We start from the raw sequence: 24,384 nt of genomic DNA on the forward strand, positions 1-24,384 counted from the left end.
ACTATTTTGCGGAGGTCGGGACGACGGCACCGACTTGTCCGGCGCCGAAACACAGCGTCAGTCCCGGCGTTGTCGGCGTGATCTTCACACTGTTTCCGTGGCCGACCAGGCGCACGAATGCCGAGTGCAAACCCTGCGTCACGGGTACCGATACTGCGTCGCCGGACTCCAACGCGACATCGATCGTTCCGTCGGTGCTCGCGAGGTAATTGAGCTGCACCGTCCATTCCCAGCCGGCCAGGGGGCCGTCGAGGGGGAGTTCGGTCGGGCCTTCGGCACGGGTGCCGCAGTTCGGTGCCGCTCCTTCGGGAATCCTTCTCGTCCAGGTCACTTCGGCATCGACAATCCGTCCGCTGTCGTCGATGGTGCGCAGAATCGGAGTGCTGGAAGAAAATTCGGGGCGATCAGGCAGTGGCGCGAGAACATTGCTTGCCAAATTGTTCGGAAAGGCGACGGGAAGGAGCACTTCGATCGCGACGGGTTGCTCGAGCAGTGGAGCATCCTCATTCTGTGACAACGACATTCGCGCGTTGGCGAGGTAGTCGCGAGTCGGGTTCTCGCGCCAGATGTCGACGAACGTGACGGTCGAGACGAGCGAACTGACCACGAAGAGCGCCGACAGGCCGGCGGCGACTGCGACGGGTATCCGGGCCGGACGCCGCCGAGGTGCAGCGAGAATCAGAGCGGCGGCGAGGGCGAACACCGTCGCCGAATCCGTGAAGTAACGCAAGGTCTGCGCCAACTCGTACGTGGTGTCGGCGTCGGATCGGGTAGCGGTCATCGCCACGACAGAGGCCAGGAAGTACAGCGCCGCGGCGACCCAGATCCAGGCAGCGCCGCGTCGGGCACGCACGGTCATCACGACCGTCGTCAGCAGCGCGGCCCAGGCCGCGGCCACCAAGACCGTCGGCGGATCGGCCCAGGCGGGGCTGGGGATCCACCGCTCCCAGCGCCAGGGGCCGCCGAGAAGGGTGGGAAGCATCCCCAAAGACGTGCCGTGATGCAGCAGTTCGGTGGACATGGAACGGCCGTTGCCGGTGATCGGAGATTCGACAGTTGTCAGATACACCGGAATCCAGATCGCGAGCACGGCGGCGCAGGCCGTCCACAGGCGTCGGCACTTCGTGACCGCACTTCGTATCGGCGTTCCTTCACCTTGTGTGCGCAAGTACAGCACCAGAAAAGCGAGTGCCACGAACGGAACGAGCACTGCCTTCTCGAAGAACAGCAGAGAGACGACAAAAACCGCGGTGCCCGAGAACACGTAGCGCACATGCCCGGTGCGGTACAGCTTGATCGCGTCCCCACACGCCCAGGCAAGCGCGATCTGAAGCGGCAAGGCGTTGAGTGCGGCCGCCCACCACGAGAACGACGGAAGGGTCAGCGGGACGAAGAGATACAGGATCAGCGGAATCAACAGCGCCGGTCGCCAACCAAGGGCCAACCGAAGAGTGCGCAGAAGCGCCAACGACGCTGCGGCCTGGCCGATGACGAGCAGCGTTGCCGACAGCGCCCAGTTGTACGGCGCGATGCGGGTGATCAACCCGGTGAAGAAGAAGGCCGCGGGCATGAAGTGACCGTCGTGGTCGTAGAGCAGGAGTTCGCTCGAGAAGAGAGGGAAGCGTCCTCCGCGGCCCATCAGGATGAGGTCGTCCCAGTAGAAGTAATTGCTCGCGGCAACCCAGGCGCGAATGACGAGCTGACATCCGATCAACACGAACGCGAGCTGCGCGACCCGTTTCGGGGTGAACGTCAGAGTTGGCTCGGGCTGTGGAGAAGTCATCGACGGTCATGCTTCCAGGTGTGTCAAAAACCGACTTCCCGCAAAAAAGGGATAACGGTCTTTTCTGTCTTTTCGGGAGCAATTTCTGAATGGATTGTGAACTTTGCCGGGATAAATGACGCCGACGCCCAAAAGTTCACTGACCTGCGGTGTCAAATTCATCCTCGAGCCTGTGCATCGTTCGCTAACACCTGTCAGCAAATTCTCAGGGTCTTGCCCGTGACCTGTGGATAAAGCCCGATTCATTCATCCAGAACTGTGGATGAACCTGTGGAAACTGTGGATAACTCGAGTTTTTAAGTGGCGGAGGTCACATTATTCGAACAATGCAGGTGAACGGGGTGGAGGTTCGATCACAAATCGGGAGTGAATCCATTTGCTGCCGTTACCGATACGGCGTGACAGAATCGAAGTTGTGAGTGTCGTTCAGGTCTGCGCCCGGTGCGCCGCACGCTGGCCTGTCGTCGGCGGCCCAACGCAGTGGTGCCCGCGCTGCAGCGGCGTCCTGCTGATCCCCACCCGCACCGAGATCTACCAACCACCCAACCGTCGAGGCTTCCGCTGGATCGCGCGCTCACCGTCCGACCCACGCGGCGTGGGGGACGCACCAGTGCGTCGTAGCCTCACCACCCCGCGCTACGACGCCGTCCCGCAGTGGGGACTGCAGGACGTCGTCGACACCTCACCGGTGCCGCCCTCGCGAGCGGACCGGATGGCCGACCGAGTCGGGCCGTTGCTGACACTCGCGACAATCCTCTACGGACTCGCTGTGTTCGCCGAACTGGGCAGATACGCGATCCTGGTGCGTAACCGCACCACGCTGATCCCGCAGTGGCTTCTCACGGTCTCCGACGCCGCCGTGTACTTCACTCAGTTGGGTGGACTGCTGATCTCGGTCTTCGCGGCTGTCGCCGGTGTGTGCTGGCTGCTTCGTCGGCGTCATGAACACTTCGCAGGTGCCGGGGAATCCGATCCGCGCACAGCGTCGGAAGTTGTCGTCGGCTGCGCTGTGCCGATCCTCAACCTCGTGATGCCGGCGGTTTATCTCTTCGAGTTGGTCCGCCGCGATCCGCGCGGAACTCTGCTGGTGAAGATCTGGTGGGGCTTCTGGGGATTCAGCGCTCTGCTGCTGGTGGTCAACGCGTACTGGCGATCACGCCCGGGGATTCAGGCAATGGCCGACGGGGTTCTGCTGAACGCCTTCATCGCATTGGTCGCAGCCGTCACCGCGGCGTTGACGCTCGTCGTGATCCGACGGATCGAGCGCAGGGGTTGGCGCGGCGAACCCGAATCGGAAACTCGATGGGTGCCAGTGCCGCGCTCGGTGTTGGAAGAGAAGACGGTGTTGGACGAGAAGGAGACCGCTGCCCTGTGAGCCCAGATCGTCGAGGTCCACTCGTCGTTGCGCACCGAGGTGCGTCGGCTGCGCGGCCGGAGCACACCCTCGCCGCCTACGAACTGGCCCTCGAGGAGGGTGCCGACGGGCTCGAATGCGACGTCCGCCTCACCCGCGACGGGCACCTGGTCTGCGTTCACGACCGCAAGGTCGACCGCACCTCCAGCGGCACGGGGATCGTCAGCGAGATGACGCTCGATTCGCTGAACGCTCTGGACTACGGGTCGACGAGCGAACCGGCCGAACTGCTGACTCTCTCCGACCTCATCACCCTCGCCCTGGATTTCGCGCGCCCGGTGAAGCTGTTCATCGAAACCAAACACCCAGTGCGGTTCGGCGGCCTGGTCGAAGCAAAACTTCTCGCGGAACTGCACCGCTTCGGGATCGCGTCACCGCCGTCGGCCGATCACTCTCGCGCTGTGGTCATGTCTTTCTCGGCTACTGCGGTCTGGCGAGTGCGCCGTTCGGCACCGCTGCTGCCGACGGTCCTGCTCGGTGACGCGTCGCGATACCTCGGCGGTGGTGCGTCGACGGCTGTCGGCGCCACGGCCATCGGGCCGTCGATCAAGGCGCTGCGCGAACATCCGGATCTGGTCGATCGGGCTGCCGCTGCGGGTCGCGCGACGTACTGCTGGACCGTCGACGACAAGGCGGATGTGGACCTGTGTCGTGAGCTCGGGGTCAGTTGGGTGGCCACCAACCATCCCGGGCGCACGAAGCAATGGCTGGGCAGCGTGTAGATTTTGCCCTCGTGGCCAAGAAGAGCAAAAGAAACAGTGGACCGAAGCAGGGCAGCGCACGCGCAGAGAAGCTGGCGGCGCGCCAAGCAGAGCGTGAAGCCGCTGCCGGCGCAGTGAACCGCCCGTTCGAGGGCCTTGCCGCCGAGTGCGATCTGGTCGCGCTGCGCGAATTCGTTCCGTCCGCCACGGCTCCGTTGCCGGTCATCGGCTCCGACCGACCCGTCACGTTGGCGACGGTCCTCCCCGGCGCTGTTGCCGCCCTCGTCCGCGACGAGGGCGAGACGGCCACCGGATTTGTCGGTGTCCAGGTTCAAGCGCACTCTGCCGACCTCGGCGCAGACCTCGCCGCTTCGGTGAACTGGATCAAGGACGCGGCCCCCGGCGACGCGCTTTCTGCCGCGAACCCCGATTCCGAGACACCCGCCGTCACCGAGGTTGTCGATCCCTCGGCTCTGCTCGACATCACCGTGCACCAGAACTTCAACTGGTGGATTCCGGAAGGCGTCGAAACCGATCCTGAGGTTGCCGCCACCGTGCAGCACGCCAACTCGGCGATCATGCCCTCTGCGCGCCTCGAAGGAGACGGCCTCGTTGCCGCGTGGTGGGTCGACGCCGGCGAGAAGGCGCACCTGCGTTGGGTCCGCCCCGAGAGCGAAGACGACCTGATGCTCGCGTTGGCGCGCGTGCACGCGACCGGTGGACTGCACCTGGGTGAGGGCTCGCGCTACGCAGGCTCGTTCCGCACCCACGGCCTGTTGGTCCCCGTCTTCGACCTCGACCGCGAAAAGCATGCAAACGAGTGGGTAGCGGCAACCGTCGAGCTCGGTGAGCGTCTTGCCGAGGCTCTGGCCGTCGACGCTCCACTGACCTCGGCCGAGCTGCGCTCGCGCGACGGCCTGCGCGGACGCCAGGTCACGCTGCGCTGATTTTTTCGCCAGAACTATAGGCGTTACGCAAAGTTACGGTTAATGTTGGCGGCATGACTTTGTCGCACGACATCTCCGGTAGCGGTCCCACGCTTGTGCTCGTCCATGGCATCGTCCATCGACGGCAGGCGTGGGATTCGCTTTTGGACCAGCTGACGCCGTATCGCCGTGTGGTCACGGTCGACCTGCCAGGTCACGGAGAGTCCGTGCTGCCCGAACTCGGTCCGGACGTCATGGGACAGCTGATCGACGACGTCAGTGAGTTCGTCAAGGAAGTGACTCCGGCGGGGGAGCGCGCCCACGTCGCCGGAAACTCACTCGGCGGATGGATTGCACTCTCGCTGGCAGCGCGCGGAGACGTCGCGTCGGCGACAGCTCTGTCGCCGGCCGGGTTCTTTGTCAATCACCTCGATCAGGTGCGGGCGATCAACACGTTCCGTGCACTGCGCGGCACGGCCAAGCTCATGGGCGATGATCTGCCACGTGCATTGCGGTACAAGCTGATTCGCTATCCGGCGCTCGCCGCGTTCTTCGCTCATCCGAGTCATGTCGGTTATGCGGCGGCGTTGGCCGACTGCCGTTCGCTCGTGTCCAACGAACTCGTCGATCTCGGTCTCGAGATGGACTTCGTATTGCCGCCCATCGTGGATCCCACTGTGCCGGTGACGGTTGCGTGGGGTCGACGCGATCTCATTCTGCCCGTGTACCAAGCGCAGCGCGTGAAAAAGCCGTTCCCGCAGGCGAAGTTGATGGTTTTGCCCGGACTGGGGCACGTACCGATGACAGATGCCCCCGAGCTGATCAGTTCGATCCTGCTGGCAGGAAGCGAACCGTTCGGCTCGAGGGCAAAATCCGTGAGTGCTGCAGGCTAGATGGTTCCGCCTGCTGCGTTCGGCGCACCGGTGGTGTCACCGACGGTGCTCATCTCGCGGGACACGAAGTCTTCGAGGTCGAACAGGTTGGCGCCTGCGCGGTCCGCGATGGTGAGAAGTGTTGTCATGCTGGCAACTTCCTCGACCTGCTCCTTGAGGAACCACTGCATGAACTGCTCGCCGAGGTAGTCGCCTTCTTCGCGGGCAGTGCTCGCGAGCTGGACGATCTGCTCGGTGACCGTCTTCTCCTGCGTCAGCGCGAGAGCGATGGGCTCACGGGCATCCTTGAAGTCGGCCTTCGCGGCGTCGACGCCGGTGAGTTCGACGTTGATGTCGCGATCGAGGAAATACTGAACGATCATCATGGCGTGGTTACGCTCTTCCACAGCCTGCTTGTAGAAGTGCTTTGCCAGCTGTGGCAGGTCCGCATTGTCGAAGTAAACCGCTGTCGCGATGTACTGATGCGAAGCGTTGAACTCGTTGCGAATCTGGTCTCGGAGTAGTGCGTGGAATTTGGTCATGTGAGTCTCCCCAGAAGTCATGAATTCCAAGATAGTGCAGGTCAGAGGCCCTGTCATCCCAGTCTGACCTTATTGTGGTAAGCGTTCCCAAACTAAAGAAGACCTAATTTCTTTTCGAATTCGGTGCGGTTATCCATTGGCCCGAAAGCGAATGTTTCATTTAGGAATGTCCTTTTCACCAGGCGAGTTCCGTGCATTTACCGTCACTTCCCTGGAGTTCCACCTGCACGGTGGCGTGCTCCAGTTCAAATACCTCGGCCAGCAAGGTTTGGGTGGCCGCGAGCACCGTAGTGGGATCGGCGTCACTGGCCGCGGTGACGTGAACGGAAGCAACTTCCATCCCCGAGGTGAGTGTCCAGACGTGCAGATCGTGCGCGTCGACGACTCCCGGGAGTGTGTTGATCTTCTCGAGTATCGAGGTGACGTCGATGCGATCGGGAGCCTGCTGGAGCAAGATGCGGACGGCATGGCGGCCCAGGTTGAAGGCGCGCGGCAAGACGAAAAGGCCGATGGCGACGCCGATGACGGGGTCGGCGTAGCGCCAACCGAAAGCGAGCGTGACCAAGCCGCTGACGAGGACGCCGATGGACCCGATCATGTCCGCCATGACTTCGAGGTAGGCGCCGCGGATGTTGATGCTTTCCTTCGCGCCGCTGCGGAGCATCAGGAAGGCGATGACGTTCATCGCCAAACCGACGACGGCGACTATCGCGACGGGGAGGCCCGGAACCTCGGGCGGATCCGAGAATCGGCTGGCCGCCTCGTAGAGCACCCACCCGGCGACTGCGAAGAGCAGGATCGCATTGGCCAGTGCCGCAAACACTTCCGTGCGGTACATGCCGAAAGTGCGATCCGGGCGCCGTGCTGCGCGCTGTGCGACGAGGATCGCGGCGAGCGCCATGAAGATGCCGAAGATGTCGGTGAACACGTGCGCCGAGTCCGAAAGCAGCGCCAGCGACGAGGTGAAGAAGCCGACCGTCACCTGCAGCACGAACGTCACCAACCCGAGGCCGGCGGCGATCCACAGTTTGTTGACATGCTTGCCGCTGTTGCTGGTCGCAGCCTCGGCGGGAGAGATTCCGTGCCCGTGTCCGTGTGACATCGAAGGTCCTTTCGTCGACGTCAGCCTAGACGCATATGCATATATGCGCAATAGTGCATGTCTTAAAAACTATGCAACATAGTTGTAAGGTGGCGGCGAAGACCTTCATTTGTCATCGACGCGAGGACCGAGAAGTGGGAAGACATCGAAAATCCGAGCCGACCAGACCCGGCGGGCGCATGGCCGCGGTTTCCGTGGCGACGGGCGCAATCCTGGCGTCCGGCACTTCCATCGGGCACGCATCGCCGCTTCCAGTTGCAGCGGAAGGTCCAGCGCTGGTGTCGGTGCCGGAGATACTCGACCTTGTTCGGACGACGGATCTTGCCGGGATAGCCGAACAACTCGGTAAAACGAGGCAACTCGAAGCCGAACGGGCGGCGTTGGCGTACGAGGCAGAAAAGCCGCGGGTGATGGCCCCCGTCAGTGGGACGATGACGTCCAACTTCGGTCCACGCTGGGGAACAACCCATTACGGTCTCGACATCGCAAACTCGATCGGTACGCCCATCGTCTCGGCGACCGACGGTGTTGTGATCGAATCCGGTCCCGCCGCGGGATTCGGGCTCTGGGTCCGCATCCAGCAGGACGACGGGACCGTCGGCGTCTACGGGCACATCAACGAGGCGCTCGTGGTTGCCGGTCAGAAGGTGCGGGCGGGTGAACTGATCGCGACCGTCGGCAATCGTGGACAATCGACGGGACCGCACCTGCACTACGAGGTGTGGCAATCTGACGGGCAGAAGACTGATCCGCTCGCGTATCTGAATTCCCGGGGCGTGTCGTTCGGGGAGAAGGCCGCGAGCGGCTGAAGTTCTGTCACGACGCGATGGAGGAGCAATGCAGGGGCTGGGCGGACTCGAAGCCGAGGTCATGGATGTGCTCTGGCAGTCCGACGACGCGCTCTCGGTCAAGGATCTGGTCGAGATCCTGGGTGAGCGTCGACAACTCGCGTACACCACCATCCTGACCGTCGTGACTCATCTCTACGACAAGGGCTGGGTGAGTCGTGAGAAGAAGAGTCGCGCCTACTTCTATCGGCCGAGTCGCAGCCGTGAAGAGGCCACATCCAGGGCACTGCGCGAATTGTTGGACAGCAGTTCCGATTCCGCTGCCGTGCTGTTGCACTTTGCGAAGACTATGACGGACGCTGAGAACGAGGCCCTGCGCCGGGGACTTTCCGGGGAAGGTGCGCAATGACACTGGCCTTGCCGATGCTTCTCGGTGCGGTATTCGTCGGATTTTTGGTTCCGAGAGCGTTACGGGCCGTTTCCTCGACGTTGTCACCGACGGTGCTGCTCGCGGCGTGGCTCGGCAATATGGCGTCGGCTCTGTATCTCGCTCTCTCCGCGGTCTTGGTTCTGGTGTGGCCGAGCCACGCGCCGGTCGAGGGGCTGGTCGACGGTATCGCTCGGTGTTTCAGCGCCTTCGCGCACGGCACGAGTTCATGGGTGGGTGAACTGATCACCGGCACAGCCGTTGGTGTGGTGGGTTTGATCGCTGTTCGGATCGTGCTGGCCGGCCGCAAACAGGCACGTGAGCACGCGAGAGTCCGAGAGTTCCATCGTGATGTTCTCTCGATCGTCGCGCGCCGCGACAACTCGGAGTCCGACGTGTTGTGGTTGGATCATCCGCTGCCGATGGCCTACAGTGTCGCCGGAAAGCCTGGATTTGTTGTTGCGACACAAGGCTTGTCATCCGCTCTTACCGGGGGCGAGCGTGACGCGGTCCTCGCGCACGAGCGTGCGCACCTGAGCGGCGGTCATCACCGAATCGTCGGTGCCTGTGAAGTCTTGGCCGCTGTTCTGCCGGGAGTGCCGTTGTTCGCGGCGGCACCTGCTGCCGTCGGCGCGATCGTGGAACTGTCGGCGGACCGGCACGCCGCTCGCGTCACCAGCCCGGCTGCAGTGCGTTCCGCCCTTGCCGTGGTGTCGAAATCGCCGCTTCCTCAGCCGGACTGGAGCTTGGGCGATCGCGGCGGCGCGACCGCAGTGCGATTGCGTTCCCTGGTCGACGGCGACGTGGCGTCGCCTCGGCGACTGACCTGCGCGGTCGCGGCGTGCGTGCCGGCGGCCATCACGACGGCCGTTGCCGCAGCCGTGACGGTGGCCGTCTCCGCCGGTATCTGCGCTGTTCTGACCTGATCATTGCTCCAAGGCTGAGTCGATCTGGGCTTTCAGATCGTCGTAGCTCGGCATCTGGGCCAGCTTCACGTCGTTGAGGAACAGCGTCGGGGTGCCCTGGACGCCAAGGCGTTTGCCCTCGTTGAAGTCGCGCTCGACCCGCTCGCGGACGCCGCGGCTGCTGAGGTCGGATTCGAATCGGGTCATGTCCAGGCCGAGATCTTGTGCGTAGGCGCGAAACAGTGCCTCCTGCGATTCGGCGGATTCACCCCACTGCGATTGCGTCTCGTACATCCGCCGATACATCTCGACGAACTTGCCCTGGCGAGATGCGGATTCGACGACCTGCGCCGCGAGAGTGCTGTTGGTGTGACTCGGAATCGGAAAGTATCTGATACCGAATGTGATTCGATCCTCGTACTCGGCTCTGATTCGCTCCATCGTCGGGTACAGCGCGAGGCAGGCCTCACATTCGAAGTCGAGGAACTCGACAAGATTCACTTTGTCGTCAGCGGCCGAGGTCAATCGGTACGCGTCGTCGGTCAGGACGGCGGTGGATTGTGCTGCCCGATCGGTGCTCTCGTTGTCCGCTCTGATCGGATCGACGGTGATGAACGTGATCAGTGCTACCGCGAACAATGCGATCAGGGCGGCGGATATCTTCATGCTTCTGGACACTGCTGTGTACCTTGACCTTCCGTCGATTACTTAAATACTATCCAACATAGTATTTAGGTGTAGAGTCGACGGTACCCGAAAGGATTCGAAGGAGGGTTCGCCCGTGAATCGGAGGTGAACGGTCTGGCGCCGCCGTCGATCGGACAGATGTTGACCTGGGACTCCTCGTCCCTGTCCCCTCTTGTTCTGCTGGGAGCTGTTCTGGCGCTTTGGTATTGGTGGTCAATGCACCGTGTGCGTGCGCGGGGACGGCTATGGCCCTGGTATCGAACTGCGTGTTTTCTGGCCGGATGCTTGCTGTTGATCGCCGTGACCGGTTCGAAGGTCGAAAGTTACGGGAACGAACTCTTCAGTGTCTGGATGTTCCAACATTTGACGCTCTCAATGGCGATCCCGCCGCTGTGGGTGCTGGGCTCGCCAGGACTGCTGCTACTGCGTTCGACGTCGCATCGAGGTCCCGGGAGAAATGTTCTGGCGCTTGCACTGTCGGCATTGCGCAGCCGTCCGGCGGCCGGACACGTCTTTCTCGAAATCTTCTTTCTCGCCAGCGGTCTGCTCTTCATCATGCCCGTGCTCGCCACCGGACCACTGCCGGTGCGGCAAAGCTATCTCGGCCGGTGTTTCGACCTTTTCGTGGAGATGCCGCTGCACGTGTTCATCGGAGTCGTTCTCATGATGGCGACAAAGCCGCTGCTGACCACGTTCGTGAATCCGCCTCCCGAGTGGGGCGTGGACGTGATGCAGGACCAGCAGTTGGCCGGTGCCCTTGCGTGGTCGTACGGTGAGCCCGTCGCGCTGGTGGTGGTCGTGATCTTCGCGATGCGCTGGAACCGGGACGACAAACGGATGAATGCCGCCCAGGACCGCCGCGCCGAGATCGACGGCGACAGTGATCTGGAGGCATACAACAACTTCCTCAGATCACTGAGCGCCGCCGAGCGGCCGGAGACTCGGTAGGCCGGTGGCCCTCAGACGCCGCCGCCGGCGGGTGTCGGCGCCATTGCGTCGGCAGCTGCCGGTGTGTTCATCTCGCGTGCGACAAACGTTTCGAGGTGGAAGAGGTTGTCGCCGGCACGGTCGACGATGGTGAGAAGTGTTGTCATGCTTGCAACTTCCTCGACCTGCTCCTTGAGGAACCACTGCATGAACTGCTCGCCCAGGTAGTCGCCGGTATCGCGCGCGGTGCGCGCCAACTGCGTGATCTGCTCGGTGACCGTCTTCTCCTGCTCGAGTGCCAATTCGACCGGAGCCCGGACACTGTCGAACTTCGTCACGACGTCGTCGACACCCGGTACGTCCACGTCGAGGTCGTTGTCGAGCAGGTACTGGATCATCATCATCGCGTGACTGCGTTCCTCGGTGGCCTGGCTGTAGAAGCGCGCGGCCATCTGCGGAAGATCGTGTGCATCGAAGTACACCGCTACCGCGATGTACTGCTGCGATGCAGTGAACTCGTTACGGATCTGCTGACGCAGCAGAGTGGTGAATTCGCTCGAGTTCTTCGCCTGTGTCATCCCAACAGATTACTGGGTCGGCGGCACGGACAGGGAGCTACTTGTTGTCGAGCTGATCGATGATGAAGTCGAGAGTTTCCGGCCGGTATCCGTAGACGAACGAGTCCTTTTCGCCGACGTACCAGTCGCCGCACTGGAAAGAACTGCCCTTCTCGACCCCCGTCGGCCACCACTGTGCGGACAGCGATGCCGGACGAGTTTCGACGGTAGGTCGTGCGATGCAGCTGTTGTGATCTATCTCCGTGATGTTCGCAGTCATGCGCAGGATGCGTTCGTTGCCGGTGGTGCGGATGACCTCGTCGATACCCGTCGCGCCGGCGGGAACCCAACTCGGCAGTGTGTCGATTCCGTTGGATGCTTTTGCAAAAGAGAAGGTTTCGGTTTTCTTGTATGCCTTCGACTCGTCGAACTTGTCGAAGGTGCCCGAGCAGGACGTGGCCAGTAAAGCCGCTCCGGCCGAGGCGGCGATGACGGCGGCGGTGCGGAATCGGCGGTGTGCTGTGTTCATACCTTCACGGTATTTTTCCGCCGGCCGTTCCGCGTCCTGCCGGAAAGCGATTTGTTCGCTCGGCCTGTCCTCCCGGGGTACTACCGAAACTCAGGGCAATCACCCCGTGGTGATCAGATCCTGCGGAATCTGCTGATCGTTGGCCAGGGCGTCGAAGAATTGCGAAGCGCGTGCCTTGTCCCACAACAACACGTTGCCCGACCCGTCCACGTCCTCGAAACCGGCGACGGGAACCGTCGTGGTGGTCATCCCGCCGCGAAGCGCCCAGGCGAGTGAGGCCAGATTCCAGATGTGATCGCCCTCGTCGACCTGCAAAGACTTGGCCGTATCGGAGACGAGCGGCCACAACCGGAACGGATTGAGGAACGTACTCGGACTCGTCGCCTTCGACAGCAACGCCGACATGAACTGGCGCTGGTTGTTCATGCGGTCGAGGTCTGCGAGCGCGGTTGCTCGGGTCCGCACGAACCCGAGTGCATCCGAACCCTTCAAGTCCTGGCATCCAGCGGGGAGGTTGATTCCGGCCAGCGGATCGTCGATCGCCTGCGTCAGGCATACATTGACGCCACCGACGGCGTCGACGATGCCGGCGAACCCGCTGAATCCGATCTCGGCATAGTGGTCGATGCGAAGTCCGGTTGCCTCCTCGACGGTCTGCACCAGCAAGGGGGCACCACCGAAAGCGAAGGCGGCGTTGATCTTGTCCGAGCCGTAGCCGGGAATCGGAACGTACGAATCGCGAGGGATGCTGACCATCGTCGTCTTCCCGCTCTTGGGAACGTGGACCAAGATGACCGTGTCAGTGCGCTTGGGGCCGGTGTCACCACCTGTCGCAAGCGCTTGCTCCTGCTCGGGTGTGAGTCCCTCACGACTGTCGGAGCCGACGATCAGCCAGTTCGTGCCCGGAGTATCGGCGACGCGTCCCGCGTAGTCGGGCAGCGCGTCGATTCGATTGAGCGAACTGTCGACGTAATAGACCGCGCCGGCCAGCGCGAGCAGCAAGACCAACAACGTGATGCCGATACGTTTACCCCAGCTGCGACGCTTGCGTGGGCGTCGCTGCTTCGGGGGTTCAGGAGGGCGAGGAGGGGCGTTCGGCGGGGTTCGGCGCGGCGGCGCGGGTGCGTACTTCGCCTGGCGTTGCGGATCCTGACGCGGCGGCCCCTGCCTGCGGGGGTCGTCCTGGAACGGCTGCGGGCGTTGGGTCGGCGCCCAGTCCTCACGCCTGGGTTGCTGCGGCGCTTCTGGTGGGACCTGTGACCAGGCCTGATTGGCCGGATTCTGCTGCGGTGGACGTCCGTCGCGGCGAATGACCGTCGGCCCTTCGGGCGGCATCGGTGGGCGCCGCTGCGGGGGTGGGCCCTGACGGGGTGGCATCGGTCCACGCGGGGGCGGCTGGCGCCGCGGAGGTGGCCCTGGCGGCTGGCGCCGCGGAGGGCGCTGAGGATATTCGGAGTCGCCGGTCACCAGTTCACGGTACCGGTCACGGCAGCCAGGAGACGTGATCGCGCAGGAGGGCGTAACCGATGAACGCCACCATGTCGATGAGCGCGTGGGCGATGATCAGCGGCCACAGCTTGCCGGTGCGCTGCCAGTATCGACCGAACACGAGCCCCATGATCACGTTTCCCACACCGCCGCCGAACCCTTGGTAGAGGTGATAACTACCGCGCAGGAGCGAGGAGGCGAGCAGTGACTTGTTCTCGCTCCAGCCGAGTGTCCGGAGGCGAGTGATCAGGTAGGCGACGACCAGTACCTCTTCGGCGCCCGAGTTCGCGATTGCGGACAGTACGAGGATCGGAACCCGCCACCAGTGGTCGTCGAGCGCGCTGGCCTGGACGGTGAGGTTGATGCTCAGTGCCTGAGCGACGAGGTAGAACAGGAGGCCGGGGAGGCCGATCACAGCGGCGAGGCCGAATCCCGGAGCTATGTCGCGACCGAATCGAGGTTTGGGAGTCAGGCCCGCAGCACGTGGACCGATCCCCGAACGCCACAGTAGATAGAGTCCCAGCGCTGCCCACGCGAGAAGCTTTGCAACGCCGAGTAATTGGCGCGCCAGGTCGATCCAGTCAATGGCAGCTCGCGACGGGTTGAGTGCAACCGTCTGATCCGAGAGCGCAACCGGCGTCGCCAAGGATTCGGCGAGCGAAAGGATCCCGGACAATCCGCTGAGCCCGAAGGTGACCAGCAGAACGATAGTGATCTCGATCCGGATTCCGCGCCTGGCGGCGGGATCTAGTTCCGGGTCCGTTCGAACGGGAGACGGCGGCCGTAACCAGGTGCGGACGGTTTCGCGGGCATTCACCCGCGCAACGCTAGCCGTTTGCAGCGCCACCCGATCGGAGGCCGTTGAGGAAAGGGCACCCGACAAGCATTCGGATGGCACGGCTCAGCGCGGGAGCGTCGTCGACGGGGTTGGCGAACGGCATCCACACGTCGCGGTCGCCGGTGTGATCCTCGACCCGCAGGCGCAGTCCGTAGCGGTCGATGCCGAGTGGGCGAACGCGTCCGGTGCGCATGTACGGGGGAAGCTTGCGCACGAGCAGGTCCACGAGATCGCGGTGGTCTTCGTCGAGATGCTGCAGCCACGCCGTCTCCATTTCCCAGAAGGGATCGGGGCTGGCGTTCAGCAGTTCGTCCACGGCGACGGGCTCTGCCCCCGTCGAGTCGGCGACAACGGCCGAGGCCAGGCTCAGGCGAAGGAGGACCGAGGTGTGGCCGATGTCGAGGAGCCCCGGGTGGGGATGTTCGGATGCGACGTCGTCGGCGAGAACGCGTGCCTCGTAGTCGGGCACGGCGTGTAACGAGCCGCGAAGCCACACGAGGGAGCGCACGGGCTCACGCAGACGCAGTGGTGCGTGATCGGTGATCTCGAGGACGGCAGGCAGTCCGCCGCCGCCGGAGTTCCAGGCCAGGGCCGCAGCTGCGGAGGCATGTGGGACTGCAACGACGACGTCACCGTTCGAACGCAGGTGATGCACCGACGTGACGGTGGGATCGCTGCCTTCGATGGCGAGAACTGCGTCCTGTGCGCGCACACAGGCGCTGCGGACGCGTTCGGCGGTGGACGGGCCGGTGCTGGTCTTCGTTGCCATGCTGCCCCCTTGGCGGGTGTTCTCTCGAACTCCATCGGATGATGAGGTAACCCTAACCTAAGGCGCTTCGGTGTGAATCGCAAGACTTTTGCGCAACTCGCGTGGAATCCGCCGCCTGCGCCGGGGTTACGGTTTGTCTGTGGCCATTCCTCTTTCACTCGGGCTGCCCGCCCCGAGAAACTCGCGCGGACTCCTCGAAGCACTCTTTCTCCCGGTCGTTCCGGCTTCGGCCCTGATCGGTGGCGAAGCAGCAGGCCGGGTTGTCGTCCGCCTCGATATCGATCCGGAAGAACTGCGCGCGGACACGGAAGCGTCGTACGAGGCCGTCCGTTTCGACGTCGACGTCACCACCGACCAGATCGACGACGCGATCGCGCTACGTCTGCCCGCTCCGCTCGCGGTGTACGTCGACGGCGGCGAAGAGGATCTGACACCCGCCGAAGCGGCGCTGCGCCTGTGCGAAGGTGGACGGATCCCCGGACTCGCCGCCGGTCTCGCGCCCACCGAAGTGGCTGATTTCCTGGCGGTGCTCGCGCACGAGTCCGTCGGTTTCGTAGCCCGCGCAGCCGACGGCGACGAGGTGATCGCCCTACTGTGTGGCACCGTCGCTGCACTACGCGGCGACGACGTGCGCGCCGCGATAGTCGATCCGAAGCCCGAAAAACTCGCCGCGCTGATCCCGGAAGCCGCGTCCGCGATGCGCGAGGTGCTGCTCACGATCGAGGTCGCGGATCTGCCTGCGGTGGAAACGGCTCTGCGTGCCGCGGGTTTGCAGTGACCGGCGTGGGTCGATGCGTAATCTTTTAGGCGTGCCAAGAATCGCGTATTTCGGTCCGTCGGGAACCTTCACAGAGATAGCTCTCGCCCAGTTGGAGGCTGAGGGCGCGTTCGGCGAAACCGTCGAGCGAGTACCGGCCGGCAGTCCGCCGGCGACTCTCGACATGGTTCGCGACGGTTCCGTGGACGGGGCCGTAGTTCCCTTCGAGAACTCGGTGGAAGGCGGCGTAGCACCGACGCTCGATTCACTCGCTCTCGGTTCGCCCCTGCAGATCGTCGCCGAAACCGATCTGGACGTGAGTTTCTCCATCCTGGTTCGCGCCGGGACCACCGCCGACAAGGTCCGCACGATCGGCGCGTACCCGCATGCGGGCGCACAGGTCCGCGGTTGGATCTCCGAGAACCTGCCCCAGGCCGAGGTGGTGTTGGCCTCGTCCAACGCCGGTGCGGCGCTGGACGTGCAGGCCGGAACAGTCGATGCCGGTGTCTCCACGGCTTTGGCCGGTCAGATGCTCGGACTCGACAGCCTGGCGGACAACGTCGCCGATGTGGGCGGCGCCCGTACACGCTTCGTGCTGGTCACCAAGCCGGCTCCGGTTCCCGAACGGACCGGTGCCGATCGCACCGCGCTGGTGCTTCACCTCGACAACGCTCCCGGCTCCCTGGTGCGCGCACTCTCCGAATTCGCCGCTCGCGGTATCGATCTGACTCGGATCGAATCGCGTCCGATGCGAACGGAATTGGGTACGTACCGGTTCTTCGTGGACTGCGTCGGACACGTCGAGGACTCGCTGGTGGCCGAGGCGATGCGTGCACTGCATCGGAAATCCGGAGTCCGCTTCCTGGGGTCGTGGGCGACAGCGAATTCGACCGGGCCACAACCTCCTTCGGACGAAGAAGCGATTCGGTGGATCGACGAACTCAAGCATGGAGGGGGAGAACGATGACCGGAAGGCTCATCCTCGTTCGGCACGGTCAGACGGAGGCGAATGTCGCCAAACGTCTCGACACCGCTCTGCCCGGAGCAAAGCTCACGCCGGAAGGGTTGGCGCAGGCCGAGACGTTGGGCATCGGCCTGGCTTCGGCTCCTCCTCTGGCGCTCGTATCGTCCTTGGCTTTGCGTGCCCGGCAGACAGCAGGTTTTGTGGAGCAGGCCGCCGGTGTATCCCTGGATGTGCGGGACGGACTGCACGAGGTCCAGGCCGGTGACCTCGAGGATCGCACCGACGAGGCCGCGCACCGACTGTTCATGGAGACGTTCCATCACTGGCACACCGGCAACCTCGGCGCTCGCATTCCCGGCGGTGAAACGGGATACGACGTCCTGGAACGGTACGTCCCCGTCGTCAATGCGCTGCGCGAAGAATTTCTCGAAGGCTCACGAGACGGCGGCGACATCGTCGTGGTGAGTCATGGTGCTGCGATTCGTCTTGTCGCCGCCCAGCTTGCCGGTGTCCCCGGACTGTTCGCAGCCAACAACCACTTGGCCAACACCGAGACCGTCGAACTGTTGCCCTCAGCTGATGGCGGCTGGGAATGCCTACGCTGGGGAGCCGTCAACCCGCCGTTCGAGCACCGACTCATCCCCGGCGCCGACGACGTGATGGGCTGACAGCCGGTTTCACCACCAACCGGTCTGGACGCTCAGTTGGCGCCCCAGTTCAGCCGACAGTGTGCTCACGTAGCTGGCTGTCAGGTGGTGGGAATCGTGATACACCAACACATTTCCCTCTACGACGCGGCACAACTCCGGTCCGCACACACCGTCGCTGAGATCGAGTAGGCGGACGTTGGTCAGATCGGCAATTGCCGACGGCGCCGGATTGACGTCGCTGAGCATTTCGGACCGTGGCATCGCGCAGTGATCGGGTGACGTGGTTGTCGCCAGACAGTCGATCGCGCGGTAGGCGACGCCGTCGTGGTGCAGCCAGGGGGTATCGCGAATGGCGAGGACGTCGATACCGTCGCGCCCCAGTTCCTCCCATACGTGAACGTACGATTCGGGCGTCACGTCACCAGGGCCGTCGGAACTCGGCCTGGTTGCCGTCGTGAACACGAAATCGGGTGAGGCGTCGGCCAACTCGGTCAGCACTCCACGCGACCAGTCGACACAATCCGGATAGTCGTTGTCCGACAACGTCTGCATGGAGTCGACGGTGAGCGGGCAGCCCATCTTCAGATACGTGTCGACGCGGAACCCGTGACTCTTGCCGAGTTCGTCGAGCGCAGTGAGCCAGTGCTCGGAGTGCGAACCACCCGCGAGCGCGATGGTTCTGTCTGCATCGGCGTCGCCATAGGTGCAGTGGACGACGTCCCGCTCGAGAAAATCGGCGATACAGCCGTCGAGCGTACTGGCCGGAAGGTCCAGTGGCGCATCGAAGATCGAGGGAACCATCGACGCCTTGGGTACTTCGGCACCGTCGGTGAGCGCGAGTGCGCCGGGATGGGTCGGGAGGTCGAGGGTGTCGACCGCCCGCTGGCCCGTCGTCTGGCTGCTCGCGTACGACTGCCAGGCGACCGAAGCGGCGAGGACCGCGGCAGCGGTGACGACGCATGCCAGGACGGTGTACCGGCGCGAGCGGCCTCCGCGCTCCACCGGAACCTCGACCAGGCGCCGGAGTGCAAGCGCCCCCGCGACGGAGAGGGCGATGATCAGTGCCCCGCCGAGCAGGCCGGCTTCGGGGCGTCCGGTGATCACGAGTGCAAACACCAGAATCGGCCAGTGAATCAGGTACAGCGCGAATGCGAACGAGCCGAGCCACGTCAGTGCCGGATGGGCGAGCGTCTTCGACGTCCAAGGTGTGTCGTCGCCGACTCCGGACAGGATCAACGCAAGAGTGGCCAGCACCGGTACCAGCGCCCACGGGCCGGGGAACTGCTGGGCGCCGTCGAGCACTATGCCGCACAACAGGATCGACGAAAGACCCGCCCAGCCGATCGTCGCTCTGACCGAGAACGGCAGGGATGCGATCTGCCGACTGCGCGTGCTGGTCATCAGAACGGCCAGCAGACCACCGAGGGCCAATTCCCACAACCTGGCGCCGGAGTCGTAGTACGCCCAGGCTTGGTGACGCGAAGATTTGGCGAGTGCGTAGAGAAAAGATCCTGCGGTCAGAACCAGAAGGGTGACCGCGAGTGACGGGCGGAAATAGTTGGGATTCACGCGTGAAGCCACATAAGCGATCACGGAGACGAGTGCGATGGCCAGGAGATAGAACTGACCTTGCACGGCCATCGACCACAGGTGCTGCAGGGGAGTGACCGAGCCGTCGGCGGCCAGGTAGTCGCTTGCGGTGCTGGCGAGCTGCCAGTTCTGGAAGAACCCGAGCACCGCGATCAGTTGATCGCCCAGATCGGCCCAGCGTGTGCGTGGCAGCAGCAACGCGGTCCCCAGTGCGGTCAAAATGCTGACCACCGCGATAAGGGGGAACAGCCGCAGAAACACCCGCCGCAGTGCCGGGACCGGGTTGAGTGAACCCCCGGCTTCGGCGCGTCGAACCAGTGAGCCGACGAAGAAGTATCCGGACAGAACCAGGAAGACGTCCACCCCGCCCGATACCCGTCCGAACCACACGTGGAACACGACCACCAAACCGATGGCGAGGCCACGCAGTCCGTTCAGGTCTTGTCGGTGCGGTGTTGTTGCCCGTACTTCGTTCGGCCGGTCGATCGTGGCGACCGAGCCTTGTTCGCCCGGTGACGACGGTTGACGCGAGAACTGCATGCTGAAGTAAGGCTCCGGGCGTTGAAGGGACGCCCCGAGGTTACCCGGAAGTCTCCGGCGTCGATTCCTCGAGTTCGGTTACCAGCGCGTTCACGGCTTGTCGCACCCGATGGAGTGTTCCGGAACTGATGGACGTCCACTCGGTGCCGTCGGAAGCCCGAGTAGTCGAACCCACGAGCCGGCCGGCCAAGGTGTCGTACACAGTCACTGCGCCGGTCATGAGCGTCGCCGCTCCCAAACTGTGTGGTATTCCAACCAATTCGGCGAAGGCAGTGCATGTGACGATTGCGCTACCCAGTTGGCGCGCGTCGTCTTCGGGTATCCCGGCGTTGATCAAGGCCGAGGTCACGCTGTCTGCATCCGGGCCGGCGCCGAATGCCAGGCTGAGCATCTCGGTCGGTGCGTTGATCACGGCAATCGGCATTGCTTCGGCGCTGCCGAGCGCGGTGACAACGGGTGCTGCTGGTTCGGCGGTGACGCTGCACAATGCGAACGAAGAATCGGTTGAAGTTGCTTCGACACAAAGGAACTCGCCCTGTGCGACGCAGAGGCGTGAAATCCTTCCACCGACATGCCGACGCAGCGCCAACTCCCATTTGGGGTGGGTCAGGACGCGTAGGCGGGCGCTGAGTTCGTGATGGATCTCCCCGCCGGGGAGGAGATCGCGCTCGGAGAGCGAATCTGCCGCGGACTGCATCGCCGTATGGTGAGCGCTCGCACTGGCGTGAACCGTCGCGCCACCGAGAACCACCGGAAGCGCATCGAGCCCGAGTCGCTCACGTACATAGTCGATTTCGTCCTGTGAGAGGGCGACGACAGGCAAATTCCACCCATCAGGTGAGGTGCCGAGGTCCACCATCAACGCTCTGCAGTTTCGAGTGCGCCACCGATCACGGACGGGATGACTGTTCGGCCGTCGGCGAAGTGCTCGAAGTGCTTCAGATAATCAGGTGTGTCGTGCTCGGTGTCGTCTTCAGATTGGGCCGCATGACGGCCGCCGGCGATCGGCGCAGATCCGCCTGCGGTTCGGGCCGGATCCACTTTGACGGTATCGACGGTGCCCTGAACCGACGAGGTCACGGGGTTCTGGCGCGCGGCGCTCTGGCCGGTGGAGGGATCCGGAAGAGCGTGCCGGCCGGTGCTGCTGCTCGACGACGAGCCCGCGAATGCTCCGGCTCCGGTGGTCGCGGAAGCTGCGCTGACCTGTGCCGTTGCCCGACTTGCCGACGGGGTGCCGAACAGTGATGGTGTGGAAGCGCCGAGTCTCGCGCCACCGAGCCCTGCGCCACCGAGCCCTGCGCCGCCCAGTCCGGTGAGTCCTGCTCCGGCCGTCGCGAGAGTTGATGCGGCAGTGGTGGCGCCCGTGACGGCGGCGGTCGCGGCACTGACGGCGGCCGACGCTCCACCGGAGATGGCACCGGCCTGTGAGGCAGCGGCGGCAAATACCGGGTTGGAAACTACGGATGCGACAGCAGCGGTTGCGGCGCGCACGGGATCCGCGATTACGTCAGCGAGCGTTGATGCCGCTTGCACGACGGACTGTCGTGCGGCGCTGCCTGGGCTTTCGGCCGAAGCGGATGCCCCAGCTGTGGGTTCCGCGATGGACGGTGGTGAGTCGAAGTTCTGCTGCACGGCCAGATGCGTCGTTGCGGCGTCGTACGTTTCCATCGTCACCGCCGCTCGAATTTTGAGAGCTTCTTCGGCAGCCTCGGCGGCAGCGGCACCGCCGACCAGGGCCCCGCCGATGGAGTATGCGGCGACCTTGGCCGCTTGAACTGCCGCGATCTCCGCCAGGGACGGCATGGCCAGGGTGGCGACGGTGTAGGAACCGGACTGCACTTGGGCTTTACCAGCGGTTTCTCCGGCGAGCAGCGCGGCCGCGGCAGCCCATTCCTGGAACGGTGCGAACTTGCTCAACGCGGCATCCGCGGCTTCTCCTGACCACCCGGTGCGAAGGTCCGCCATCACGCGAGAGATGGACGCAGCGGTGTCGGTCAGTCCGGACGACACGGTGGACCAGGCCCCGGCCGCCACACCGAGAGGGACCGGCCCGGCCCCGGCGACCAGTGCTGCAGAGTTGGGTGCTGCGCCCCGTGGATACCAGATGACGCCGGTGATGCCGACCATTGTTCTTCCCCCCAGGAAGTGTGACTGTGTTGCCGAGTTGCCGAGTTGCCGAGTTACCGTGTTCGATTTCTGTCGATCAGATCGGTGCGACTGCCAGGCTGGACTTGGTGAGCTGGTCTTCGAGCTCGTAGGCAGCTGCATTCTTGCGCAGAGCTGCCGCAGCCGCGGTGAGCTCCTCGATTGCCCGATCGGTGGACGAGGCAAGGCTGCCCGAGATGGTGTTGAAGTAATTTGCCGCGCTACCGGACACTTCTTCGGATCCGGCTGGGAGAACGCGTAGCGTCGGCTGCGCAGTAGAGACGATTCCGCGCAATCGCGTCGCCGCAGACTCGAGTTCCATTGCGGCGGCAACTAGGGCTTGAGGGTCGACGTACATAGTGCCGAACTCCTTCCTGACCAGGGCGGATAAGTGGTCGGGAGGTCGTGCACACAGCCGTCGAAATCCCCCCGCACATAGTTTGATGCATGCCGGCCGCTTTTGGTTCCCCCGTAATCGGACGACTTTGCCCTCAGCCCCAGCCGAGTTCGTGCAATCTGTCTTCTTCGATGCCGAAGTAGTGCGCGATCTCGTGGATGACAGTCACGGCAACCTCGTGAACAACCTCGTCCTCGGATGCACAGATGTCGAGTATCGAATCGCGGAAAATAGTGACCGTGTCCGGCAGGTACCCACCGTAATGAGAATCCCGCTCGGTCAGAGCGACGCCCTGATACAAACCGAGCAGCCCCGGTTCTTCCTCGTCACGCGCTTCGACAAGCACCACGACGTTGTCGATGGCCTTGGCAAGTTCGGGCGGAATCAGATCGAGCGCCTCGCCGACCAGTTCCTCGAACCGGTCGGGCGTCATAGTCACCGTCATGGCTTACGACGGCGGAGCTGCGCCGGGCAACGGCGTCGGCAGCGACCGACCTTCCGGTGCAGCGGGTGGCGGGACCGGAGCGGCGCCGTTGATCAGGATTTCGCCCTTGGCGCTTCCGGTGATCGCGGCAAACCCGCCGGTTTCGACCTCTTTGCCGATCGAACAATTGACTCGGCGGCTACCGGCCAACCAGCTTTCCAGTGAAATGTTGTCCCAGAACAGCGTCAGCGTCTTGTCGCGAAGCGCGTCTGCGGAACCAAGGTACTCGTTGGACGCCTGAGTGCAGACGCCCTCGAGGTAACGGTCCTGATCTTCGACCGACGGCATTGCGCCCGGGAATTGAGTGCCGAGGTCGATCACCGAAATAACCTCGTATGCATGCGGTTTCGCGCAATCGACCGGATCGGTCGGGAGGTTCTGGTTGATGCCGATGCACGTGCCGACGTCCCACACGTTCGACTGGTCCTGGTCCGCCACGCGGCCCACGAACGGTTGTAGTTCGCCGGTCGTGGTCGAGAACTGCAAGCCGCAACGCAGTGCGCGCTCGCCCGAAGCCCAACCCGATTCGCTCGGGAACATCAGGCCGACGCTGAACTTGCCCTTGGGATCGAACTTCGAATCGAGGTAGGACATGACGATGGGTGTGCAGTGCTCGTCGCGGAGTTCGGCGAATCGAAGGGCGCCCGGGTACCGGGAACCGGGGCCGAACTCGGCGCCGGGGAACACCGAGAGGTCGAGTGGTCCGGCAACCTCGAAGCGGTGTTCAGTTCCGCACTGAACCTTTGACATGTCCGTGCGGTCCCCGCCCGACTCGGTCGCAGGCGTCCAGTTGAGGCAGTCGCCGGCCGCAGCCGCGGTGAAGGCGTCGTCGCGAGTAGATCCCGTCGCTGCTGGACCGCCACCACTGACACTGACCGAGGACGAGTCGTCCTTGTTCAATCCACCGGAAATCGCGATCGTTGCGATCGCGGCGACCACCGCACCTACCGCCACGGCAGCCAGTACCCGACGGGTGCGACTCGCTGAGACAGTTTTCTTCGCCGGCGTCCCCTGGGGATCTGCCGGATCTGGCGACTTCTCGATCTTGTCTTCGGACATCGATTCCATCATGCCTGTTGCCGTGGCGATATCGAACCTTCACTACAAAACTCACAAACGCGTCTGTGAGTATTTTGTAGTCATGAGCGAAAACACCCCACTCGATCCCGAGGCTGTCGAGCTGGCGGGCCGGCTCTTCGACATGGCACGAACCGGCGACGCGGCCGGGCTGGCGTCGTACGTCGATGCTGGAGTTCCCGTCAATCTGACCAACGAGAGTGGCGACACGCTCGTCATGTTGGCGGCGTATCACGGTCACGCTGACGCCGTCGTTGCCTTGATCGAGCGCGGCGCCGACGTCAACCGGCCCAACGACAAGAACCAGACACCCCTCGCCGGAGCCGTCTTCAAGGGCGAGGATGCGGTGGTGAAAGCGCTGGTGAGCGGGGGAGCCGACCCGAAAGGCGGACACCCGACGGCCGTCGACGCGGCTCGGATGTTCGGACGCGAGGACTACCTGAGTCTGCTCGAATCGTGATCTCCCCCTCTCCGACGTGGACGTGACCGTCGGCGAGCTGCGGTGAGTGGGTAAAGTTCGAAGTC

Annotated in this window: 27 protein-coding genes; 12 read left to right on the top strand and 15 right to left on the bottom strand. The window is 63.8% G+C overall.

The window, feature by feature from the left end; genetic code table 11:
• Position 1: 1 nt before the first annotated feature.
• Positions 2–1,783, bottom strand: coding sequence for a hypothetical protein (locus FEZ59_RS06500; protein WP_097388058.1), 1,782 nt, complete (start codon positions 1,781–1,783; stop codon positions 2–4).
• Positions 1,784–2,198: 415 nt separating this feature from the next.
• On the opposite strand from FEZ59_RS06500, the gene FEZ59_RS06505 reads away from it, so the two are divergent.
• From FEZ59_RS06505 to FEZ59_RS06520, 4 genes are read left to right on the top strand one after another with little or no spacing between them, the layout of a single operon-like run.
• The gene (locus tag FEZ59_RS06505; protein WP_172932440.1) at positions 2,199–3,158 is read left to right on the top strand and encodes a DUF4328 domain-containing protein; all 960 of its coding nucleotides are present in this window, start codon (positions 2,199–2,201) and stop codon (positions 3,156–3,158) included.
• On the top strand, positions 3,155–3,919 hold the full coding sequence (locus FEZ59_RS06510; protein WP_019746370.1) for a glycerophosphodiester phosphodiesterase: 765 nt from the start codon (positions 3,155–3,157) through the stop codon (positions 3,917–3,919). Before FEZ59_RS06505 ends, FEZ59_RS06510 begins: the two co-directional genes overlap by 4 nt.
• 11 nt (positions 3,920–3,930) lie before the next feature.
• Positions 3,931–4,845 (top strand): DUF5926 family protein, encoded by a 915-nt coding sequence (locus FEZ59_RS06515; protein WP_021342421.1) that lies wholly within the window; start codon positions 3,931–3,933, stop codon positions 4,843–4,845.
• Positions 4,846–4,898: 53 nt separating this feature from the next.
• A complete protein-coding gene (locus tag FEZ59_RS06520; RefSeq protein ID WP_172932441.1) occupies positions 4,899–5,717 on the top strand; it encodes an alpha/beta fold hydrolase in 819 nt (272 codons plus the stop codon).
• On the opposite strand, the gene FEZ59_RS06525 is transcribed toward FEZ59_RS06520, so the two are convergent.
• Together FEZ59_RS06525 and FEZ59_RS06530 are read right to left on the bottom strand one after the other, a co-directional pair.
• Positions 5,714–6,259 (bottom strand): ferritin, encoded by a 546-nt coding sequence (locus tag FEZ59_RS06525; RefSeq protein WP_024487904.1) that lies wholly within the window; start codon positions 6,257–6,259, stop codon positions 5,714–5,716. The genes FEZ59_RS06520 and FEZ59_RS06525 overlap by 4 nt on opposite strands.
• Before the next feature lie 154 nt (positions 6,260–6,413).
• Positions 6,414–7,340: a cation diffusion facilitator family transporter gene (locus FEZ59_RS06530; protein ID WP_019746373.1), complete on the bottom strand. Its 927-nt coding sequence runs from the start codon at positions 7,338–7,340 to the stop codon at positions 6,414–6,416.
• A 179-nt stretch (positions 7,341–7,519) separates the two neighbouring features.
• Between FEZ59_RS06530 and FEZ59_RS06535 the strand changes: the two genes are divergently transcribed.
• From FEZ59_RS06535 to FEZ59_RS06545, 3 genes are read left to right on the top strand one after another with little or no spacing between them, the layout of a single operon-like run.
• The gene (locus FEZ59_RS06535; RefSeq protein ID WP_021342425.1) at positions 7,520–8,149 is read left to right on the top strand and encodes a M23 family metallopeptidase; all 630 of its coding nucleotides are present in this window, start codon (positions 7,520–7,522) and stop codon (positions 8,147–8,149) included.
• A 28-nt stretch (positions 8,150–8,177) separates the two neighbouring features.
• Positions 8,178–8,537 carry a BlaI/MecI/CopY family transcriptional regulator gene (locus FEZ59_RS06540; RefSeq protein WP_019746375.1) on the top strand — a complete coding sequence of 120 codons (360 nt, stop codon included), beginning with the start codon at positions 8,178–8,180 and terminating at the stop codon, positions 8,535–8,537.
• A complete protein-coding gene (locus FEZ59_RS06545) occupies positions 8,534–9,481 on the top strand; it encodes a M56 family metallopeptidase (RefSeq protein ID WP_172932442.1) in 948 nt (315 codons plus the stop codon). The genes FEZ59_RS06540 and FEZ59_RS06545 overlap by 4 nt, the downstream gene beginning before the upstream one ends.
• Here FEZ59_RS06545 and FEZ59_RS06550 read toward each other — a convergent pair whose 3' ends face one another.
• Positions 9,482–10,126 (bottom strand): thioredoxin domain-containing protein, encoded by a 645-nt coding sequence (locus FEZ59_RS06550; protein ID WP_172932443.1) that lies wholly within the window; start codon positions 10,124–10,126, stop codon positions 9,482–9,484.
• A gap of 126 nt (positions 10,127–10,252) precedes the next feature.
• On the opposite strand from FEZ59_RS06550, the gene FEZ59_RS06555 reads away from it, so the two are divergent.
• Entirely contained in the window at positions 10,253–11,095 is an 843-nt protein-coding gene (locus tag FEZ59_RS06555) for a cytochrome c oxidase assembly protein (RefSeq protein ID WP_166501623.1), read from the top strand.
• 11 nt (positions 11,096–11,106) lie between these two features.
• Here the strand turns inward: FEZ59_RS06555 and FEZ59_RS06560 are convergent, their stop codons facing one another.
• The 5 genes from FEZ59_RS06560 to FEZ59_RS06580 form a co-directional block, all read right to left on the bottom strand.
• Positions 11,107–11,652 (bottom strand): ferritin, encoded by a 546-nt coding sequence (locus FEZ59_RS06560; protein WP_172932444.1) that lies wholly within the window; start codon positions 11,650–11,652, stop codon positions 11,107–11,109.
• Between the two features lie 37 nt (positions 11,653–11,689).
• Complete coding sequence (locus FEZ59_RS06565) at positions 11,690–12,160, bottom strand: hypothetical protein (protein WP_020968095.1); 471 nt, start codon at positions 12,158–12,160, stop codon at positions 11,690–11,692.
• Positions 12,161–12,259: 99 nt separating this feature from the next.
• Positions 12,260–13,495 (bottom strand): LCP family protein, encoded by a 1,236-nt coding sequence (locus FEZ59_RS06570; RefSeq protein WP_020968096.1) that lies wholly within the window; start codon positions 13,493–13,495, stop codon positions 12,260–12,262.
• A gap of 148 nt (positions 13,496–13,643) precedes the next feature.
• Positions 13,644–14,465 (bottom strand): type II CAAX endopeptidase family protein, encoded by an 822-nt coding sequence (locus FEZ59_RS06575; RefSeq protein ID WP_020905746.1) that lies wholly within the window; start codon positions 14,463–14,465, stop codon positions 13,644–13,646.
• Between the two features lie 10 nt (positions 14,466–14,475).
• Positions 14,476–15,255 carry a DUF2470 domain-containing protein gene (locus FEZ59_RS06580; protein ID WP_019746383.1) on the bottom strand — a complete coding sequence of 260 codons (780 nt, stop codon included), beginning with the start codon at positions 15,253–15,255 and terminating at the stop codon, positions 14,476–14,478.
• Between the two features lie 139 nt (positions 15,256–15,394).
• Here FEZ59_RS06580 and FEZ59_RS06585 point away from each other — a divergent pair, with 139 nt between their 5' ends.
• From FEZ59_RS06585 to FEZ59_RS06595, 3 genes are read left to right on the top strand one after another with little or no spacing between them, the layout of a single operon-like run.
• Positions 15,395–16,033 (top strand): hypothetical protein, encoded by a 639-nt coding sequence (locus FEZ59_RS06585; RefSeq protein WP_172932445.1) that lies wholly within the window; start codon positions 15,395–15,397, stop codon positions 16,031–16,033.
• Positions 16,034–16,046: 13 nt separating this feature from the next.
• The gene (gene pheA / locus FEZ59_RS06590) at positions 16,047–16,979 is read left to right on the top strand and encodes a prephenate dehydratase (protein WP_172932446.1); all 933 of its coding nucleotides are present in this window, start codon (positions 16,047–16,049) and stop codon (positions 16,977–16,979) included.
• On the top strand, positions 16,976–17,644 hold the full coding sequence (locus FEZ59_RS06595) for a histidine phosphatase family protein (protein ID WP_019746386.1): 669 nt from the start codon (positions 16,976–16,978) through the stop codon (positions 17,642–17,644). Before pheA ends, FEZ59_RS06595 begins: the two co-directional genes overlap by 4 nt.
• Before the next feature lie 9 nt (positions 17,645–17,653).
• On the opposite strand, the gene FEZ59_RS06600 is transcribed toward FEZ59_RS06595, so the two are convergent.
• The 6 genes from FEZ59_RS06600 to FEZ59_RS06625 form a co-directional block, all read right to left on the bottom strand.
• Positions 17,654–19,756, bottom strand: a complete 2,103-nt coding sequence (locus tag FEZ59_RS06600; protein ID WP_172932447.1) for an acyltransferase family protein — start codon at positions 19,754–19,756, stop codon at positions 17,654–17,656.
• A 40-nt stretch (positions 19,757–19,796) separates the two neighbouring features.
• Positions 19,797–20,615 carry an ESX secretion-associated protein EspG gene (locus FEZ59_RS06605; RefSeq protein WP_172932448.1) on the bottom strand — a complete coding sequence of 273 codons (819 nt, stop codon included), beginning with the start codon at positions 20,613–20,615 and terminating at the stop codon, positions 19,797–19,799.
• Entirely contained in the window at positions 20,615–21,883 is a 1,269-nt protein-coding gene (locus tag FEZ59_RS06610) for a PPE domain-containing protein (RefSeq protein WP_172932449.1), read from the bottom strand. The genes FEZ59_RS06605 and FEZ59_RS06610 overlap by 1 nt, the downstream gene beginning before the upstream one ends.
• A gap of 76 nt (positions 21,884–21,959) precedes the next feature.
• Positions 21,960–22,259 carry a PE family protein gene (locus FEZ59_RS06615; protein WP_046377729.1) on the bottom strand — a complete coding sequence of 100 codons (300 nt, stop codon included), beginning with the start codon at positions 22,257–22,259 and terminating at the stop codon, positions 21,960–21,962.
• Positions 22,260–22,392: 133 nt separating this feature from the next.
• Positions 22,393–22,743 (bottom strand): metallopeptidase family protein, encoded by a 351-nt coding sequence (locus FEZ59_RS06620; RefSeq protein ID WP_007736028.1) that lies wholly within the window; start codon positions 22,741–22,743, stop codon positions 22,393–22,395.
• A 3-nt stretch (positions 22,744–22,746) separates the two neighbouring features.
• Positions 22,747–23,841, bottom strand: a complete 1,095-nt coding sequence (locus FEZ59_RS06625) for a septum formation family protein (RefSeq protein WP_029254194.1) — start codon at positions 23,839–23,841, stop codon at positions 22,747–22,749.
• A gap of 82 nt (positions 23,842–23,923) precedes the next feature.
• On the opposite strand from FEZ59_RS06625, the gene FEZ59_RS06630 reads away from it, so the two are divergent.
• The gene (locus tag FEZ59_RS06630) at positions 23,924–24,319 is read left to right on the top strand and encodes an ankyrin repeat domain-containing protein (protein ID WP_003945404.1); all 396 of its coding nucleotides are present in this window, start codon (positions 23,924–23,926) and stop codon (positions 24,317–24,319) included.
• The last annotated feature ends 65 nt before the right edge of the window (positions 24,320–24,384 follow it).

The sequence above is a fragment of the Rhodococcus sp. MS13 genome (assembly GCF_013277835.1).
In the GTDB taxonomy this organism is placed as follows: domain Bacteria; phylum Actinomycetota; class Actinomycetes; order Mycobacteriales; family Mycobacteriaceae; genus Rhodococcus_F; species Rhodococcus_F erythropolis.